The sequence below is a fragment of the Pseudonocardia alni genome (assembly GCF_002813375.1).
Lineage (GTDB): Bacteria > Actinomycetota > Actinomycetes > Mycobacteriales > Pseudonocardiaceae > Pseudonocardia > Pseudonocardia alni.
Genome location: NZ_PHUJ01000003.1, coordinates 821,291 through 836,368, shown reverse-complemented (window position 1 = coordinate 836,368; position 15,078 = coordinate 821,291). Strand labels below are relative to the sequence as shown.

At 74.9% G+C, this 15,078-nt stretch carries 14 protein-coding genes; 4 read left to right on the top strand and 10 right to left on the bottom strand.

The window, feature by feature from the left end; translation table 11 throughout:
* Nucleotides 1-2 precede the first annotated feature (2 nt).
* The 5 genes from ATL51_RS05055 to ATL51_RS05035 are packed head-to-tail and all read right to left on the bottom strand — an operon-like array spanning nt 3 to nt 4,854.
* Entirely contained in the window at nt 3-1,559 is a 1,557-nt protein-coding gene (locus ATL51_RS05055) for an ABC transporter substrate-binding protein (RefSeq protein WP_100877820.1), read from the bottom strand.
* Between the two features lie 56 nt (nt 1,560-1,615).
* Complete coding sequence (locus ATL51_RS05050) at nt 1,616-2,089, bottom strand: thioesterase family protein (RefSeq protein ID WP_073574950.1); 474 nt, start codon at nt 2,087-2,089, stop codon at nt 1,616-1,618.
* Nucleotides 2,086-3,054 carry a 3-hydroxyacyl-CoA dehydrogenase NAD-binding domain-containing protein gene (locus ATL51_RS05045; RefSeq protein ID WP_100877819.1) on the bottom strand — a complete coding sequence of 323 codons (969 nt, stop codon included), beginning with the start codon at nt 3,052-3,054 and terminating at the stop codon, nt 2,086-2,088. Before ATL51_RS05045 ends, ATL51_RS05050 begins: the two co-directional genes overlap by 4 nt.
* Complete coding sequence (locus ATL51_RS05040) at nt 3,047-3,940, bottom strand: BKACE family enzyme (protein ID WP_100877818.1); 894 nt, start codon at nt 3,938-3,940, stop codon at nt 3,047-3,049. Before ATL51_RS05040 ends, ATL51_RS05045 begins: the two co-directional genes overlap by 8 nt.
* A complete protein-coding gene (locus tag ATL51_RS05035) occupies nt 3,937-4,854 on the bottom strand; it encodes a TetR/AcrR family transcriptional regulator (RefSeq protein WP_073574947.1) in 918 nt (305 codons plus the stop codon). The genes ATL51_RS05040 and ATL51_RS05035 overlap by 4 nt, the downstream gene beginning before the upstream one ends.
* Nucleotides 4,855-5,060: 206 nt before the next feature.
* Here ATL51_RS05035 and ATL51_RS05030 point away from each other — a divergent pair, with 206 nt between their 5' ends.
* A complete protein-coding gene (locus tag ATL51_RS05030; protein ID WP_100877817.1) occupies nt 5,061-6,542 on the top strand; it encodes a mannitol dehydrogenase family protein in 1,482 nt (493 codons plus the stop codon).
* Nucleotides 6,543-6,621: 79 nt separating this feature from the next.
* A complete protein-coding gene (locus ATL51_RS05025; RefSeq protein ID WP_100877816.1) occupies nt 6,622-7,167 on the top strand; it encodes a dihydrofolate reductase family protein in 546 nt (181 codons plus the stop codon).
* Nucleotides 7,168-7,179: 12 nt separating this feature from the next.
* On the opposite strand, the gene ATL51_RS05020 is transcribed toward ATL51_RS05025, so the two are convergent.
* The 3 genes from ATL51_RS05020 to pgm all read right to left on the bottom strand — a co-directional run bounded on the left by ATL51_RS05020 (nt 7,180) and on the right by pgm (nt 10,409).
* Nucleotides 7,180-7,803: a TetR/AcrR family transcriptional regulator gene (locus ATL51_RS05020; protein WP_100877815.1), complete on the bottom strand. Its 624-nt coding sequence runs from the start codon at nt 7,801-7,803 to the stop codon at nt 7,180-7,182.
* A gap of 204 nt (nt 7,804-8,007) precedes the next feature.
* Nucleotides 8,008-8,757, bottom strand: a complete 750-nt coding sequence (gene ppgK, locus ATL51_RS05015; protein WP_100877814.1) for a polyphosphate--glucose phosphotransferase — start codon at nt 8,755-8,757, stop codon at nt 8,008-8,010.
* The gene (gene pgm / locus ATL51_RS05010) at nt 8,754-10,409 is read right to left on the bottom strand and encodes a phosphoglucomutase (alpha-D-glucose-1,6-bisphosphate-dependent) (RefSeq protein WP_100877813.1); all 1,656 of its coding nucleotides are present in this window, start codon (nt 10,407-10,409) and stop codon (nt 8,754-8,756) included. Before pgm ends, ppgK begins: the two co-directional genes overlap by 4 nt.
* Before the next feature lie 54 nt (nt 10,410-10,463).
* On the opposite strand from pgm, the gene ATL51_RS05005 reads away from it, so the two are divergent.
* Nucleotides 10,464-11,345 (top strand): ABC transporter substrate-binding protein, encoded by an 882-nt coding sequence (locus ATL51_RS05005; protein WP_100877812.1) that lies wholly within the window; start codon nt 10,464-10,466, stop codon nt 11,343-11,345.
* A gap of 7 nt (nt 11,346-11,352) precedes the next feature.
* Here the strand turns inward: ATL51_RS05005 and ATL51_RS05000 are convergent, their stop codons facing one another.
* Nucleotides 11,353-12,432 carry an AbrB family transcriptional regulator gene (locus ATL51_RS05000; RefSeq protein WP_301548895.1) on the bottom strand — a complete coding sequence of 360 codons (1,080 nt, stop codon included), beginning with the start codon at nt 12,430-12,432 and terminating at the stop codon, nt 11,353-11,355.
* A 144-nt stretch (nt 12,433-12,576) separates the two neighbouring features.
* Here ATL51_RS05000 and ATL51_RS04995 point away from each other — a divergent pair, with 144 nt between their 5' ends.
* On the top strand, nt 12,577-14,274 hold the full coding sequence (locus ATL51_RS04995) for a class I adenylate-forming enzyme family protein (RefSeq protein ID WP_100877811.1): 1,698 nt from the start codon (nt 12,577-12,579) through the stop codon (nt 14,272-14,274).
* Here ATL51_RS04995 and ATL51_RS04990 read toward each other — a convergent pair.
* The gene (locus tag ATL51_RS04990) at nt 14,258-15,040 is read right to left on the bottom strand and encodes an LLM class flavin-dependent oxidoreductase (RefSeq protein ID WP_100877810.1); all 783 of its coding nucleotides are present in this window, start codon (nt 15,038-15,040) and stop codon (nt 14,258-14,260) included. The genes ATL51_RS04995 and ATL51_RS04990 overlap by 17 nt on opposite strands.
* Between the last annotated feature and the right edge of the window lie 38 nt (nt 15,041-15,078).

The window sequence follows — 15,078 nt, the reverse complement described above, 5'->3', positions numbered from 1 at the left end:
GCTCATGCGCCGACCCATGCCTTCCGGAACTCGTAGCCGGACAGCGACAGCCCGGTGCGGCTGGGCGCGAGCCCGCCGACGTAGGTCTGGTGGGCGTCCACCCGGTTCGGGAAGCCCCAGATGAGGTAGCCGCCGCGGTCGTACTCGATGCGCTGGGCCTGGCGGACCAGCTCGCCGCGCCGGGCCGTGTCCACCTCGGCGCGGGCCCGGCGGACGATCCGGATGTACTCGGCGTCGTTCCAGTGCGTCTCGTTGAACGGCGAGTCCGGGAGCGACGACGACCCGGCCTGCGGCAGGTAGTTGCGGGTGTTCCAGAAGCTCTGCGCGAACTCCCACTGCAGGTACTGGTCGGAGAAGAAGGTGGAGGTGTCCACCCGGCGCAGCCCGATGTCGATGCCGGCGGCGCGGGCCTGGGTGACCAGCACCTGCGCCGACTCCACCGAGCCCGCCTGGATCGGTGAGGTCACGAGCTCCAGGGACAGGTTCGGCTTCCCGGCGGCGGCCAGCAGGTCGCGCGCCCGCTCCAGGTCCTGCTCCCGGCGCGGGTCCAGGTAGTCGGGGTCGAAGCGGCCGTAGAGGTCGCCCGCGGCGACGCCCTGGCCGGAGAGCACCTGGGCGACCATCTCGCCGCGGCCGGTGGCCAGGCGCAGCGCCTGCCGGACCCGGACGTCGTCGAACGGTTCGACGTCGACCCGCATCGTGAACGGCAGCCAGCTGCCGGTCTCGGCGGTGAGCAGGGAGATCGAGTCGTAGGCGCCGACCACCTGGGTGAGCGACAGCGGTACCTGGTCGATCGCGTCGACCTGCCCGGACAGCAGCGCGTTGATCCGGGCGTCCTCCTCGCTGAAGTTGATCAGCTCCAGTCGGTCGACCCAGGGCTGGTCCGGACGCCAGTACCCGTCGTGGCGGACGAAGGCGCTCTGCTGCCCGGGGGAGAAGGACTCGAACCGGAACGCACCCGTACCCACCGGACGGTCGACGGAGAAGTCGGCCGGGACGATCCCGCAGCTGTACTCGGCCAGGTACTGGTCGAACACCGGCCCGGGCTCGCTGAGCACGAACCGGACCCGGTCGTCGCCGACCACGACGACGTCGGTGAGCGTCTCCAGCTGCGCGGCGCCGGACTTGGGGTCGGCCGGGTCGGTGATCCGCCGGAAGGTCGCGACGACGTCGTCGGGGGTCACCGGGCGCCCGTCGTGGAAGGTGATGCCGGGCCGGATGGTCGCGGTCCAGCTGCGGGCGCCGGGGTCGGGGCGGACGGACGCGGCGACGGCGGGCTGCAGCGTGTAGTCGTCGTCCCAGCGCACGAGGGGCTCGTAGAGGCTGACGACGCGGGCGATGTCCGGGTTGGTGGCGGGGCTGTGCGGGTCGAGGGAGTCCGACGATCCGCCGCCGGTCACCCCCACCCGCAGGACCCCGCCGCGGCGGGGGGCTCCGGCCTCACGGGCCGTGGCCGGCCCGCCGCAGCCGGCCAGGACGGCCGCCGCGGCGAGGCCGGCCGCTCCACCCAGCAGGCGGCGGCGGGAGAACCCGCCGCGCGCCGGTGTCGGGCTGATCATGAACGTGTCTCCTCGCAGAGGGCCCCGGTCGCGCCGGGGCCGCGGTCTCGGGCACATCACGTCGAGGGGCGCCGCACCTCCCCCCGGCCGACGGCGGCGATGGACCGGCCCGCGTGCTCGGGCTCGCCGGGCACGTGGAGGGCGTCGAGGGCCGCGGCGACGTCGTCGGGGAACGGCTCGGCACCGTCCGGGCCGACGTGCAGGCACATCAGCTCCTCGGTCGCCCGCAGGCGGCCGTCGACGTACAGCTCGTGCCACAGGCGCAGCCGCTTCGCGTCCCGGCCGAGGACCCGGGTCCGCACCTCCAGCGCCGCGTCCGGGCCGATCTCGCGCAGGTACCGGACGTGCGCCTCGACGGTGTACAGCGAGCGGCCGGTGGCCGCGCGGTACCCGGCGTCCATCCCGGTCCGGTCCATCAGCGCGGTCGTGGCGTCGCCGAACACGAGCACGTAGTACGGCTCGGACAAGTGGCCGTTGTAGTCGATCCACTCGGGACGGACGACGTCGTGGTGCACCGGCGGCGCGCTCACCGGGCGGTCCCCCGGGCCGCGGCGACCGCCCGGCGGACCGCGATCACGGCCCGGTCGCGCTCGGCGACCAGCTCCGCCATCGGCCGCCCACCGGCGGAGACCTCGGCGCCGGCGACCATGTCGTCGCGCAGCTGCGGAGTCAGCTCCGGGGCCTCCAGACGCGTCCACGGCGCCTTCAGCGACGGTCCGAAGTGGTCCAGCATGTGCGCCATCCCGCCCTGGCCGCCGGCCAGGTGGAAGGTCAGGCAGGGACCGTGCACCGGCCAGCGCAGCCCCGGGCCGTCGGTGATCGAGCGGTCGATCTCCTCGGGGGTGGCCTCGCCGGCGGCGACCATGTGCAGCGCCTCGCGCCAGATCGCCTCCTGCAGCCGGTTCGCGATGAAGCCCGGCAGCTCCCGCTCCATCTCGATCACCGACTTGCCGATGTGCCGGTAGAAGTCCGCGGCCCGCGACGCCGCCCAGGCCTCGGTCCTCTCGCCGCCGACGACCTCGACCAGCGGGATCAGGTACGGCGGATTGAACGGGTGCCCGACGACGAGCCGGCCCGGCTCGGCCGCGGTGGTCGCCATGTCGGTCATCGGGAACCCCGAGGTCGACGACGCCACCACCACGTCCGGCCCGGCCGCCACGGCGGCGTCGGCCAGCTCGGCCAGCAGGGCGCGCTTGAGCTCCAGGTCCTCCGGGGCGCTCTCCTGCACGAAGTCCGCTCCCGCGACGGCCTCGGCCGCGGTCGGGTGCACCGACAACGCGTCCCGGTCGGCGCCCTTCGCCAGGCCCAGTTCGGTGAGCGCGGGCCAGGCGGCGTCGACCACCCGGCGCAGCTTCTCCCCGGCGTCCGGGGCGGGGTCCCAGGCCCGGACCCGCAGCCCGCGGGCCAGGAAGTACGCCGCCCAGCCGGCGCCGATCACCCCGGCGCCGATGCAGGCGACGGTCCGGATCTCCGTGACGGGACGCGGCTCAGGCACCGGTGCGCTCCTTCAGGCCGAGGATCTCCCGGGCGCGGTCCGGCGTCGCCACCGAGGCACCGAGGTTCTGCACGATCTCCACCGCCCGCTCGGTCAGCTGCTCGTTGGTCGCCTTCACCCCGCGCGAGAGGTAGAGGTTGTCCTCCAGCCCGACGCGGGCGTGCCCGCCGGCCAGCACCGACTGGGCCACCCACGGCAGCTGGTCGCGCCCGATCGCGAACGACGCGAAGTTCGCGCCCTCGGGGAGCAGGTTCACCTCCGCGGCCAGCACGCCCGGGTCGGCCGGGGCGCCGTAGGGGATGCCCATGCACAGCTGGAACAGCGACGGGGCGTCGATGAGGCCTTCGTCGACCAGCACGGTGGCGAACCACAGCTGGCCGGTGTCGAAGATCTCCAGCTCGGGCTTCACACCGAGCTCCTGGACCCGCCTGGCGCCGGTGCGCAGCATGTCCGGGGTGGAGATGTAGAGCTGGTTGCCCTCGCCGAAGTTGAGCGAGCCGCAGTCCAGCGTGCAGATGTCGGGCAGCAGCTCCTCGACGTGCGGGAGCCGCTCCAGGGCGTTGACCAAATCGGTGCCGTCGATCGGCTTCAGCGGGTCCTCGGCGTCGATCACCAGGTCACCGCCCATACCCGCGGTCAGGTTCAGCACGACGTCGACGCCCGAGTCCCGGATCAGGGTCACGGTCTCGCGGTAGAGCTCCACCGCCCGCGACGGGCTGCCGGTCTCCGGGTCCCGCACGTGGATGTGCACCACGGCGGCGCCGGCCCGGGCCGCGGCGATCGCGTCCGAGGCGATCTGGGCCGGGGTGACGGGCACGTGCGGGCTGCGGCCCACCGTGTCCCCGGCCCCGGTCACCGCGCAGGTGATGATGACGTCACGGTTCATCCGTTCTCCGTTCGCTCCGTGCGTGCCGGTGCCGCGAGCACGGCCCGATCGATGAAGGCGGCGAGGTCCGCGCGCATCTGCGCGGCGGAGGTGCCGGGGGTACGCGCCATGACCTGGATGCCCAGGCCGTCGACCAGCGCGGTGAGCTGCCGGGCGGCGTCACCGGCGTCGGGGACGAAGACCCCGGCGGCGGCGCCCTCGGTGAGGGTCATGGCGACGGTGCGGAACCAGCGGTCGTAGGCGTCCCAGTACAGATCGCGCCGCGCCGGGTCGATCGCCGACTCCGCCCACACCTGGATCCAGATCGACCACTCGCGCTCCAGCAGCGCGCCGTCGGGGAGCTGGAGGTCGATCAGCCGCAGCAGCCGGTCGTGCGGGTCGGCGATCGTGTCGAGCTCGGCGACCTGACGGTCGAAGGCGAGGCGCACGTTGTGCCGCAGCGCGGAGTCGAGCAGCTCCGAACGGGTGGGGAAGTGGTAGTGGATCGCCGCCGGGCTGGTGCCCGCCGCCCGCGCGACGTCGGCGGTGCGGACCCGGTGGTATCCGTGGTCGGCGATCAGTTCCCAGGCCGCGTCGAGGATCCGGCCGCGGGTGCCGTGGGTCCCGCCGGGCTCGCGGCCGGGGTCGGGCTCGGCGGCCGCGGCGGCGGCCCCGGTGGGGACCGCGGTCCGGGCGCGCGCGCCGTCGCGGCCGTGCAGCAGCCGGGCCACGGTCTCGCCGGTGACGTCGGCGATGCGGACGAGTTCGTCGGCGGCGAAACGGCGGCGCCCGGCGAGCGACTTGGACAGCTTGGTCTCCTCCAGCCCGACCGCGGCGGCGAACCGGCGCTGGGTCCAGCCGTCCCGCTGCAGCAGGGCGCGCACCCGCCCGGCCACCGCGTCCTCGGCGGTCCGGGGGGTACAGGGGTCGGTCACCGGGCGACCGTAGGCCGAGACTTGCGATGAGCGCAAGCATCAAATCGGATCGTTCGAGCACACGAGGTGTTTCCCGGAGGTTTCCGGTGCGTCGACCAGTTCGCGGGAGCTGCTCTCGGAAGCGCTTGCGTCGGACGGCGTGGGCGGTAGGGTCGGCCTCTCACCCGACGGCGCGGAGGGGCGCCGGGGACGTGGCGAGGGGGACCATGCGTTCGCTGGACGAGACCGGGATCTGGACCGACGGGATCGAGGGCGTGGAGGTCCCCGGCTACGACCGGGCCGCCGTGGGCCGCGGGATCGTCCACATCGGCGTCGGCGGTTTCCACCGCGCGCACCTCGCGATGTACGTCGACGCGCTGCTCGCCTCGGGCGGGGCACCGGGGTGGGGGATCTGCGGGGTCGGTGTGCTCGCCGCCGACGACCGGATGCGCGACGTGCTCGCCGCCCAGGACGGGCTGTACACGCTCGTGCTCAAGGAGGCCGACGGGACGCTGACGCCCCGGGTCGTCGGGTCGCTCGTCGACTACCTCTACGCCCCCGACGACCCCGAGGCCGTCATCGAGCGGATCGCGCACCCCGACACCCGGATCGTCTCGCTGACCATCACCGAGGGCGGCTACGCGATCGACCAGAAGACCGGCGAGTTCGACCCGGACTTCCCCGGCATCCGCGCCGACCTCGACGCGATGGCCGCCGGCTCCGCCCCGACCGGGGCGTTCGGGCTGGTCGTCGAGGCGCTGGCGCGCCGCCGGGAGCGCGGCACCGGCCCGCTCACGGTCATGAGCTGCGACAACATGCAGGGCAACGGCGACGTCGCCCGCCGGGTGTTCACCGGCGTGGCCCAGCTCCGTGACGCCGACCTGGGCGCCTGGGTCGCGGAGTCGGTCACCTTCCCGAACTCGATGGTCGACCGGATCACCCCGGCCACCGCCGACACCGACCGCGAGGCCCTCGCCGGGCGCTTCGGGCTGCGCGACGGCTGGCCGGTCGTGTGCGAGCCGTTCACCCAGTGGGTGCTCGAGGACCACTTCGCCGCGGGCCGACCGGAGTTCGAGCGGGTCGGGGTCCAGGTCGTCGACGACGTCGTCCCCTACGAGTTCATGAAGCTGCGCCTGCTCAACGCCACCCACCAGGCGCTGGGCTACCTCGGCTACCTCGCCGGGCACCGCTACGTGCACGAGGTCGCCCAGGACCCGACGTTCGCGGCGTTCCTGCGCGGCTACATGGACGACGAGGCCACACCGACGCTGCGCCCGGTGCCCGGCATCGACCTCGACGCGTACAAGGACACCCTGCTGGAGCGCTTCGCGAACCCGGGCGTCGCCGACACCCTGATGCGGATCAACTACGGCAGCTCCGACCGGATCTCGATCTTCCTGCTGCCGGTGGTGCGCGAGCAGCTCGCCGCGGGCGGGCCGGTCGAGCGGGCCGCGGCCGTCGTCGCCGGATGGTGCCGCTACGCCGAGGGCGCCGACGAGCAGGGGCGGGAGATCCCCCAGCAGGACCGCCTGGCGGAGGAGATGACCGCGCTCGCGCGGGCCGAGCGGGACACCCCGGGGTCGTTCCTGTCCCACCGCGGGGTGTTCGGCGACCTACGCTCCGACGAGCGGTTCGCCGGAGCGTTCCGGTCGGCGCTGGAGTCGCTGTGGTCCCGCGGCGCCGCGGCGACCGTCGCCGACCTCGCATGACCGGAAGGGGAACCGATGAGTTCCCCACGCGTCTGCGGTCGTAGCCGATGACCCCTCGCCTCGACCCCGGGAGACCACAGTGGGCACGATCGACGTGCACGAGTTCATCAGCCTCGACGGGGTCGTCTCCGACCCGTCCTGGACGGCGGAGTACGGCTTCACCGACGCGATGGGGGAGGCGATCGGCCGGCTGACCGACGCGGCGATCCTGCTCGGTCGGAACACCTACGAGATGTTCCACCCGGCATGGTCGGCCCGCGGGCACGACGTCGAGTCCGGCGGCGCGTTCTTCAACGGCGCGCCCAAGCACGTCGTCACGTCCACCCTGGCCGACCCGTTGGAGTGGGAGAACTCCCGGGTGCTCGGCCCGTACGCCCCGGCGCGGATCCGGCAGCTCAAGGACGCGACCGACGGCGGCATCTACGTCTCCGGCAGCGTCACCCTGGTCCGTGCGCTGCTCGCCGACGGCCTGGTCGACACGCTCAACCTGTTCGTCTACCCGGTGTCGCTCGGGGCCGGGCTGCGGCTGTTCGCCGAGGGCGCGCGGGTGCCGCTGCGGCTGCGCGAGTCCGAGGCCTACGAGAACGGCGTGGTCCGGCTGACCTACGGTCCGCCGCTCACCTGAGTCCGGGCGCGCTCAGTCCGGCAGGGCCGCGAAGGCCTCCCGGGCGGCCGCCAGCACGTCGCCGTAGACCCGGCGGGCCGGCGGGCCCGCCGGGTCGGCCAGCCAGCCGGCGACGGCGACCTGCATCACCGCCATCGCACCGGCCGCGGCGAGCCGGTGGTTCCTCGCGGGGGTGTCGGCGCCGTCGCGCTCGGCGAGCGCCTGCGCGACGGTCTGCTCCACGGTCCGCCCGACGTGAGCGATCCGCGGGTGCAGCTCGGGGTGGGCGCGCAGCAGCTCCATCTGCCCGTGCCAGGTCGGGCTGGTCGTCAGCGCCACGGTGACCTCGGCGAGCACCGCCGTCGCCGCCCCGAGCGGGGAGACCTCGGTCCGGGCGCGGACCTCGGCGGCGAGCTCGTCGAGGGAGGCGGTGTCCCAGTCGAACAGCACCGCGTCCTTCGACGGGAAGTGGTTGAAGAACGTGCGCGGCGCGACGTCGACGTCGGCGCAGATCTCCTCGACGGTGAACGCGTCCGGGCCCTGGGTGCGCGCGCGTTCCAGGGCCGCGGCGCGCAGCGCCTGGCGGGTCCGCACCTTCTTGCGCTCCCGCAGCCCGTGGCAGTGCGCCTCCTGGTCGGTCAGCATCTCGCCGATCATGCCCGTCCCACCTCTCCCGCTGGTCCCGGCGCGGCTCGCACCCTCGGAACGTGCGGGGAGTGCAGTCGTGCAGTCACTGCAGTGTGCTCGTACATTCGTGAGCACCGCAAACTATTGCATGATGCAAGCCCGGACGGAGGACGCGTGTCACAGGAGAAGGCGCGGGAACCGGAGCGGCCGCCGCGCCGGCGCCGGGGGACCCGGTCAGCCGTGCGCCAGCAGCGCTGCCCCGATGATCCCGGCCTCGTTGAGCAGCCCGGCCGGGACGAGCTTTGTGCGGGTCCGCACGTAGGGCGACCACTTCTCGAACTTCTTGCTCACCCCGCCGCCGACCACGATCAGGTCCGGCCACAGCAGGTTCTCGACGTGGGTGAAGTAGCGCTGCAGCCGCCCGCCCCACTCCTCCCAGTCCAGGTCCTCGCGCTCGCGGGCGGAGTCCGCGGCGCGTGACTCGGCGTCGAACCCGTCGATCTCCAGGTGCCCGAACTCGGTGTTGGGCACCAGCTTCCCGTGGTTGACCAGCGCCGACCCGATGCCGGTCCCGAGGGTCACGACGAGCACGAGCCCGTGGTGACGGTCGGCGGCCGCGCCGAACTCGGCCTCGGCGACGCCGGCGGCGTCGGCGTCGTTGACCAGCAGCGCGTCCCGGCCGGTGACCCGGCGCAGGACCGCGGCGGCGTCGCAGTCGATCCAGGCCCGGTCCACGTTGGCCGCGGTGCGGGTCACTCCGTGCTGGACGACGGCCGGGAACGTGCAGCCGAAGGAGTCCCGCCAGTCGAACTCGTCGAGGATCTGCGTGACGGTCTCGGCGACCGCCTCCGGTGTGGACGGCTGCGGCGTCGGGATCCGCACCCGGTCCGCGGCCAGCCGGCCCTTGTGCAGGTCCACCGGGGCGCCCTTGATGCCGGAGCCGCCGATGTCGATACCGAACCCGAGTGCGTGCGTGCTGCTCACGCCCCCGATCCTTCCAGGGCCGCCGCGACCACGCCGCGCGCCTCGTCCTGGACGCGCGTCAGGTGCTCCGGCCCGCGGAAGCTCTCGGCGTAGACCTTGTACACGTCCTCGGTGCCCGAGGGGCGGGCGGCGAACCACCCGGCGTCGGTGACGACCTTCAGTCCGCCGATCGCGGCGTCGTTGCCCGGGGCGCGGGTGAGCTTCGCGGTGATCGCGTCCCCGGCGAGCTCGGTGGCGGTGACGGCGTCGGCGTCCAGCTTCGACAGCGCCGCCTTGTCCTCCCGGGAGCACGCGACGTCGGTGCGGGCGTAGGCGGGGGCGCCGAACCGCTCGGTGAGCCGGGCGTAGTGCTCGCTGGGGGTCGACCCGGTGACCGCGGTGATCTCCGAGGCCAGCAGGGCGAGCAGCAGGCCGTCCTTGTCGGTGCTCCAGGGCGAGCCGTCGCGGCGCAGGAACGACGCGCCCGCGCTCTCCTCGCCGCCGAAGCCGATCTCCCCCGAGCGCAGGCCGGGAACGAACCACTTGAACCCGACGGGCACCTCGACCAGCCTGCGGCCGAGGTCACCGGCGACCCGGTCGATCATCGACGAGCTGACCGCGGTCTTGCCGATCCCGGCGGCCGCCGGCCAGCCGGGGCGGTGGGCGAACAGGTAGCCGATCGCGACGGCGAGGTAGTGGTTCGGGTTCATCAGGCCGCCGTCGGCGGTGACGATGCCGTGCCGGTCGGCGTCGGCGTCGTTGCCGGTGGCGATGGTGAAGGGGGCCGGGTCGGCCTCCATCCGGGCCCGCAGCGACGCCATCGCGTACGGCGAGCTGCAGTCCATCCGGATCTTCCCGTCCCAGTCCAGGGTCATGAACCCGAAGGCCGGGTCGACGTCGGGGTTCACCACGGTCAGGTCCAGGCCCCAGCGCTGCGCGATCACGCCCCAGTAGTCGACCGAGGCACCGCCGAGCGGGTCCGCGCCGATGGTGACGCCGGCGTCGCGGACCGCGGCCATGTCGAGCACCTGGTCGAGCTGGTCGACGTAGGTGCCGAGGTAGTCGTAGCGGTGCGCGGCGGCGGCGTCGAACCGGGCGCGACGCACCTCGGACAGGCCGCTCTCGAGCAGCTGGTTGGCCCGGTCGGCGATCCAGGACGTCGCCTCGGTGCCGGCGGGGCCGCCGTCCGGCGGGTTGTACTTGAAGCCACCGTCGGCGGGCGGGTTGTGCGACGGGGTGACGACCACGCCGTCGGCGAGGTGCCGGACGTCGCGACCGGCGTTGGTCACGAGGATCGCGTGCGAGATCGCCGGGGTCGGGGTCAGCCCGTCCCGGGAGTCGACGACGACGTCGACGCCGTTGGCGGCGAACACCTCGGCCGCGGTGCGCCAGGCCGGCTCGGACAGTGCGTGGCTGTCGCGCCCGAGGAACAGCGGGCCGTCGGTGCCCTGCGCGGCCCGGTACTCGACGATCGCCTGGCTGGTGGCGGCGATGTGGTCGTCGTTGAAGGTGGCGGTGAACGCCGACCCGCGGTGCCCCGACGTGCCGAACGCGACCCGTTGCACGTCGACCGACGGGTCGGGGTGGGTCGCGGCGTACGCGGCCAGCAGCGCGTCGACGTCGACGAGGTCCTCGGGGCGGGCCGGGGTCCCGGCGCGCTCGTGCACGGTCATGCCGCGATCCTTCCTCCTCGCCGCGGCCCACGCCACCGCCTACCGTTCCGCGGTGTGCGGATCGCGTCGTTGCTCCCTGCCGGGACCGAGATCGCCGGGCGGCTCGGCCTGGCCGCCGACCTGGTCGGCGTCACCTTCGAGTGCGACGACCCGGTGGGCGTCCGGGACCGGGTGCCGGTGGTCGTCGGCTCCGCGCTGCCGCCCGCCGCGTCGCCGGGGGAGATCGACGCCGTCGTCCGCGAGCGGGCCGCGGCCGGGCTGCCGCTGTACGAGGTCCACCGCGCCCGGCTCGGCGCCGCCGACCCGGAGCTGATCCTCACCCAGGACCTGTGCGCGGTGTGCGCGCTGCCCGGCTCGACCGTCGCGCAGGTGCAGGAGGAGCTGGGGACCCGGGCCCGGGTGCTGTCGCTGGACCCGCACCGGCTGGCCGACGTGCTCGACGCGGTGACCGCGGTCGGCGCCGCGGCCGGGGTGCCGGACCGGGCCGCCGCGCTGGTCGCGGGCCTGTCGGCGCGCCTCGACGCCGTCGCCGCCGCCGTGCGGGGCCGCCCGGCGCCGCGGGTGCTGGTGCTGGAGTGGACCGACCCGCCGTTCCTGCCCGGGCACTGGGTGCCCGACCTGGTCACCGCGGCAGGTGGCGTCCCGGTGGCGGCCGCCCCGGGCGGGCGCAGCACCGCCGTCGACCCGGCCGACCTGCCCCCGTGCGACGCCGTGCTGGTCGCGCCGTGCGGCTTCGGCCTCGACGACGCGCTCGCCCAGGCCCGCGCGGCGCTGCCGTGGCTGCCCGCCGGGGTCCCGGTGCACGCGATCGACTCGGCGTCGTTCGTGGTGCGGGCCGGTCCGCGCCTGGTCGACGGGGTCGAGGCGATCGCCGCCCTGCTGCACCCCGGTGCGGTCCCGGCGCCGCCGCCGGGGAGGGTCACGCGGGTCCGCTGAGCGGGCCTCAGGCCACGCCGCCCGGGCCGAGCCGCCGGCCGACCAGCCGCGCGATCCACGGCGCGACCAGCAGCATCAGGATCACCCGCAGCACCTGCACCGCGACCACCGAGGTGACGTCCACGCCGGAGGAGATCGCCGTCGCCAGCACCGCGTACACCCCGCCCGGGGTGGTCGCGAGGTAGCCCTCCAGCGGGGTCATGCCGGTGAAGTGCGACAGCAGCAGCCCCAGTCCGGCGCAGAGCGCGACGACGCCCAGGATCAGCGCGGTCGCCAGCGGCAGCACCCGCGCGACGGTGCCGAGCGCGGCCCGGGTGAAGCGCAGCCCGGCCTGCCAGCCGATGACGGCGTAGGCGACGTCGACGAGCGGCAGCGGCACCGACGCGGCGAAGGAGAACCCGGCCAGGCTGATGACCAGCGCCACCACCATCGGTCCGAGCAGCGCACCGGCGGGGACCCGGGCGAGCTTCCCGAGCGGGACGCCGACGCCCACGCACAGCGCGGTCACCGCGAGCCCGACCCACCACGGCGCGCCGGGGCCGGTGGTCGCGGCGGCGGGTGCGCCGGGGGAGGCGCCGTAGACGACCGCGGCGACCACCGGCATCGTCGCGGTGACCAGCCCGACCCGCAGGTACTGGATGACGGCGACGGTGCGCTCGTCGCCACCCAGCTCGCGGCTGATCGCGACGAGCCCGGACGCGCCGCCCGCGGTCTGCGCGAGCATCCCGGTGAGCGGGGTGACCCCGCGCTGCAGACCCATGAGGAGTCCGGATCCCATGCTGACCAGCAGCGTCGCGAGGCTGATCAGCAGGACCGGCAGCCACTCGGCTGCCACCGCGGCCAGGGTGTCCGGGCGGGCGAGCAGGCCGATGACGACGCCGATGACCGCCTGCGCACCCGACGTCGCCGGGCGGGCGACCCGGGCGGGGCCGAGCCCGGTCAGGGCGAGGACGGTCGCGACCAGCAGCCCGGCGAACAGGGCGGGGGAGGGCACGTCGACCGCGGCGAGCCCGGCGGTCACGAGCACGGTCAGCGCGGCGAGCAGCAGCCAGCGCCACCATCCGGACAGCGACGGGCGGGGGCTCACCGTGTGATCACGACCCGAGCCTAAATGGGACAGGCGTACTGGTGCGCGGTGAGTCGGGACACGATCGTTGTCGAGAGCGAACGACCACGGCTTCCCCTCCGGACCCCGCCGGGGTAGGACGGACGGGCACGAGGAGGTGCGCCGATGCGAGACACCCCGAGAGACGACACCGCCGCGACCACCGGGCTCGGCCCGGTGATCGCCGCACTGACCGCTCCCGGCGGGGAGTTCGAGCTGGTCGACGCCGACGTGCGCGGCGCCGCGATGCGGGTCTACCGGCGTGGCCCGCACACCCTGGCCGAGCTGTGGGCGGCGACGGCGGCGTGGCCGGAGCGCACGTTCACCGTCCACCACGGCGAGCGTCGCACCTACGGCGAGCACCGGAGCCTGGTCGCCGACCTGGCCTGCGTGCTCACCGGACGGTTCGGGCTGCGCCCCGGCGACCGGGTCGCGATCGCGATGCGGAACCTGCCGGAGTGGCCGGTGGTCTTCTTCGCCGCCCAGGTCGCGGGGCTGGTCGTCGTCCCGCTGAACGCCTGGTGGAGCGCACCCGAGCTGGCGTGGGCGGTGGCCGACTCCGGTGCCGGGCTGGTCGTGGCCGACCCGGAACGGTGCGCCGCCCTGTGCGGTGGGAGCGGCACCGGGGTGCCGGTCGTCCGGGTCCGCGGGGGCGGCGCGCCCGCGCCCGGTCCGGTGACCGGGTGGGAGGACCTCGGGCTGCGCACCGACGGCCCCGGTGACCCGGTCGGGGTCGCCGCGCCCGGCCCGGACGACGACGCGACGATCCTCTACACCTCCGGCACCACCGGCCGACCGAAGGGCGCGGTCGGCACCCACCGCAACCACGTGACGAACCTGCTCAACGTCGCGCTGCAGGCCCGCGCCACCGCGCTCGACTCCGGGGTGGGACCGCCGCCGGGGCAGCAGGGGACGCTGCTGATGTACCCGATGTTCCACATCGCCGGCATCAACGGACTCGTCGGCGCCGTGCTCGGCGGGGCGAAGCTCGCGACCCTGCACCGCTGGGACCCGGCCGCGGCGCGGGCCGTCGTCCGGTCCGAGCGGCTGACCCGTTCCAACGGTGTCCCGTCGACGACGGCGGAGCTGCTCGACGGCGCCGACCCCGCCGACCTCGCGTCGTTGCGGACGGTCGGGATGGGCGGGGCACCCGTGCCGCCCGAGCTCGTCGCGCGGATCGGGCGCGACCTCGGCGCCGGGGCCGCGAACGGCTACGGCCTGACCGAGACGACCTCGGCGATCTGCGCGAACACCGGGTCCGAGTACCGGGCCCGTCCCGACTCGGTCGGCCGGCCCGCGCCGGGGGCCCGGCTGCGGGTCGCCGGCCCGGACGGGGAGGCGCTGCGCGACGGCGAGGTCGGCGAGCTGTGGTTCCGCGGCCCGAACGTGGTCCGCGGCTACTGGAACCGGCCCGACGCCGACGCCGAGGCGTTCGTCGACGGCTGGTTCCGCACCGGCGACCTGGGGCACGTGACCGACGGCTGGGTGTACGTCGTGGACCGGTTGAAGGATGTCGTGCTGCGCGGTGGGGAGAACGTGTACTCCGCGCAGGTGGAGGCGGCGATCCACACCGTCGACGGGGTGCTGGAGGTGGCGGTGCTCGGCGTGCCGCACCCGCGCCTGGGCGAGGAGGTCGCCGCACTGGTCCGGGCCCGCCCCGGAGCGGCCCGCGACGACGACGCCGTCCGCGCCGCCGTCGCCGCGCGGGTGGGGGAGTTCGCCGCGCCCGCGCACGTGCGGTGGACCGACGAGCCGCTGCCCAGGACGGCGACCGGGAAGATCCGCAAGCGGGAGCTGCGCTCGGGGTTCACCGCTCCGGCGTGAGCGTCCTGCGGGCCGCGGAGACGGCCTCCAGCCAGGGACGCGGGTCCGGGGCGCCGGCCGGCGGGACCAGGACGACGGTGTCCGGCCCGGCCGCGGCGTGGCTCCGGACGACCGCCTCCACGTCGGCCCGGTGCTCCGGCAGTGCGACGTAGCCGATGCGCCGGAACCCGTCCGCGGCGCCGCCCGGGCCGCACGCGTCGAGCGAGGACCGGACGTCGGCGGGGGACAGGCCCGAGTCGAGCAGGACCCCGTCGGCGAGGTCCCCGGCCAGCCGCAGGGTGCGCGGCCCGCGCCCGCCGACCAGCACCGGTGGGACGGTCGTCGGCGGGTGGTCGAGCCGCACCCGGTCCAGGGAGACGTAGCGCCCGGAGCGGGTGACCTCGCGACCGGCGAGCAGGTCCCGTACCGCGGTCGTGTGCTCGGCGAGCAGGGTCAGCGGCGAGGCGACCCGGTTGCCGACCTGGCCCATCCAGTCGAGCACGCCGTGCCCGAGGACCGGCAGGTAGCGGCCCGGGAACAGCCGGGCGAGCGAGGCGGTCTCCATGGCGACGACCGCCGGGTTCCGCAGCGGCACCGGGAACAGCCCGACCCCGACGGTGAGGGCGTCGGTGTGGGCCAGCGCGACGGCCGCGGTGGCGGTCCCGCCGTGCAGGAAGCAGTCCTCCCACAGCCACAGCTGGTCCAGCCCCGCGGCCTCGACGTCACGGGCCACACCCGGCAGCTCCTCGGGGGGCAGCTCGGGCCGGAAGACGATGCCGATGTCCATAGCGGTCACCGTGCCACGCGCGGCCGCCGGCGTCGTAC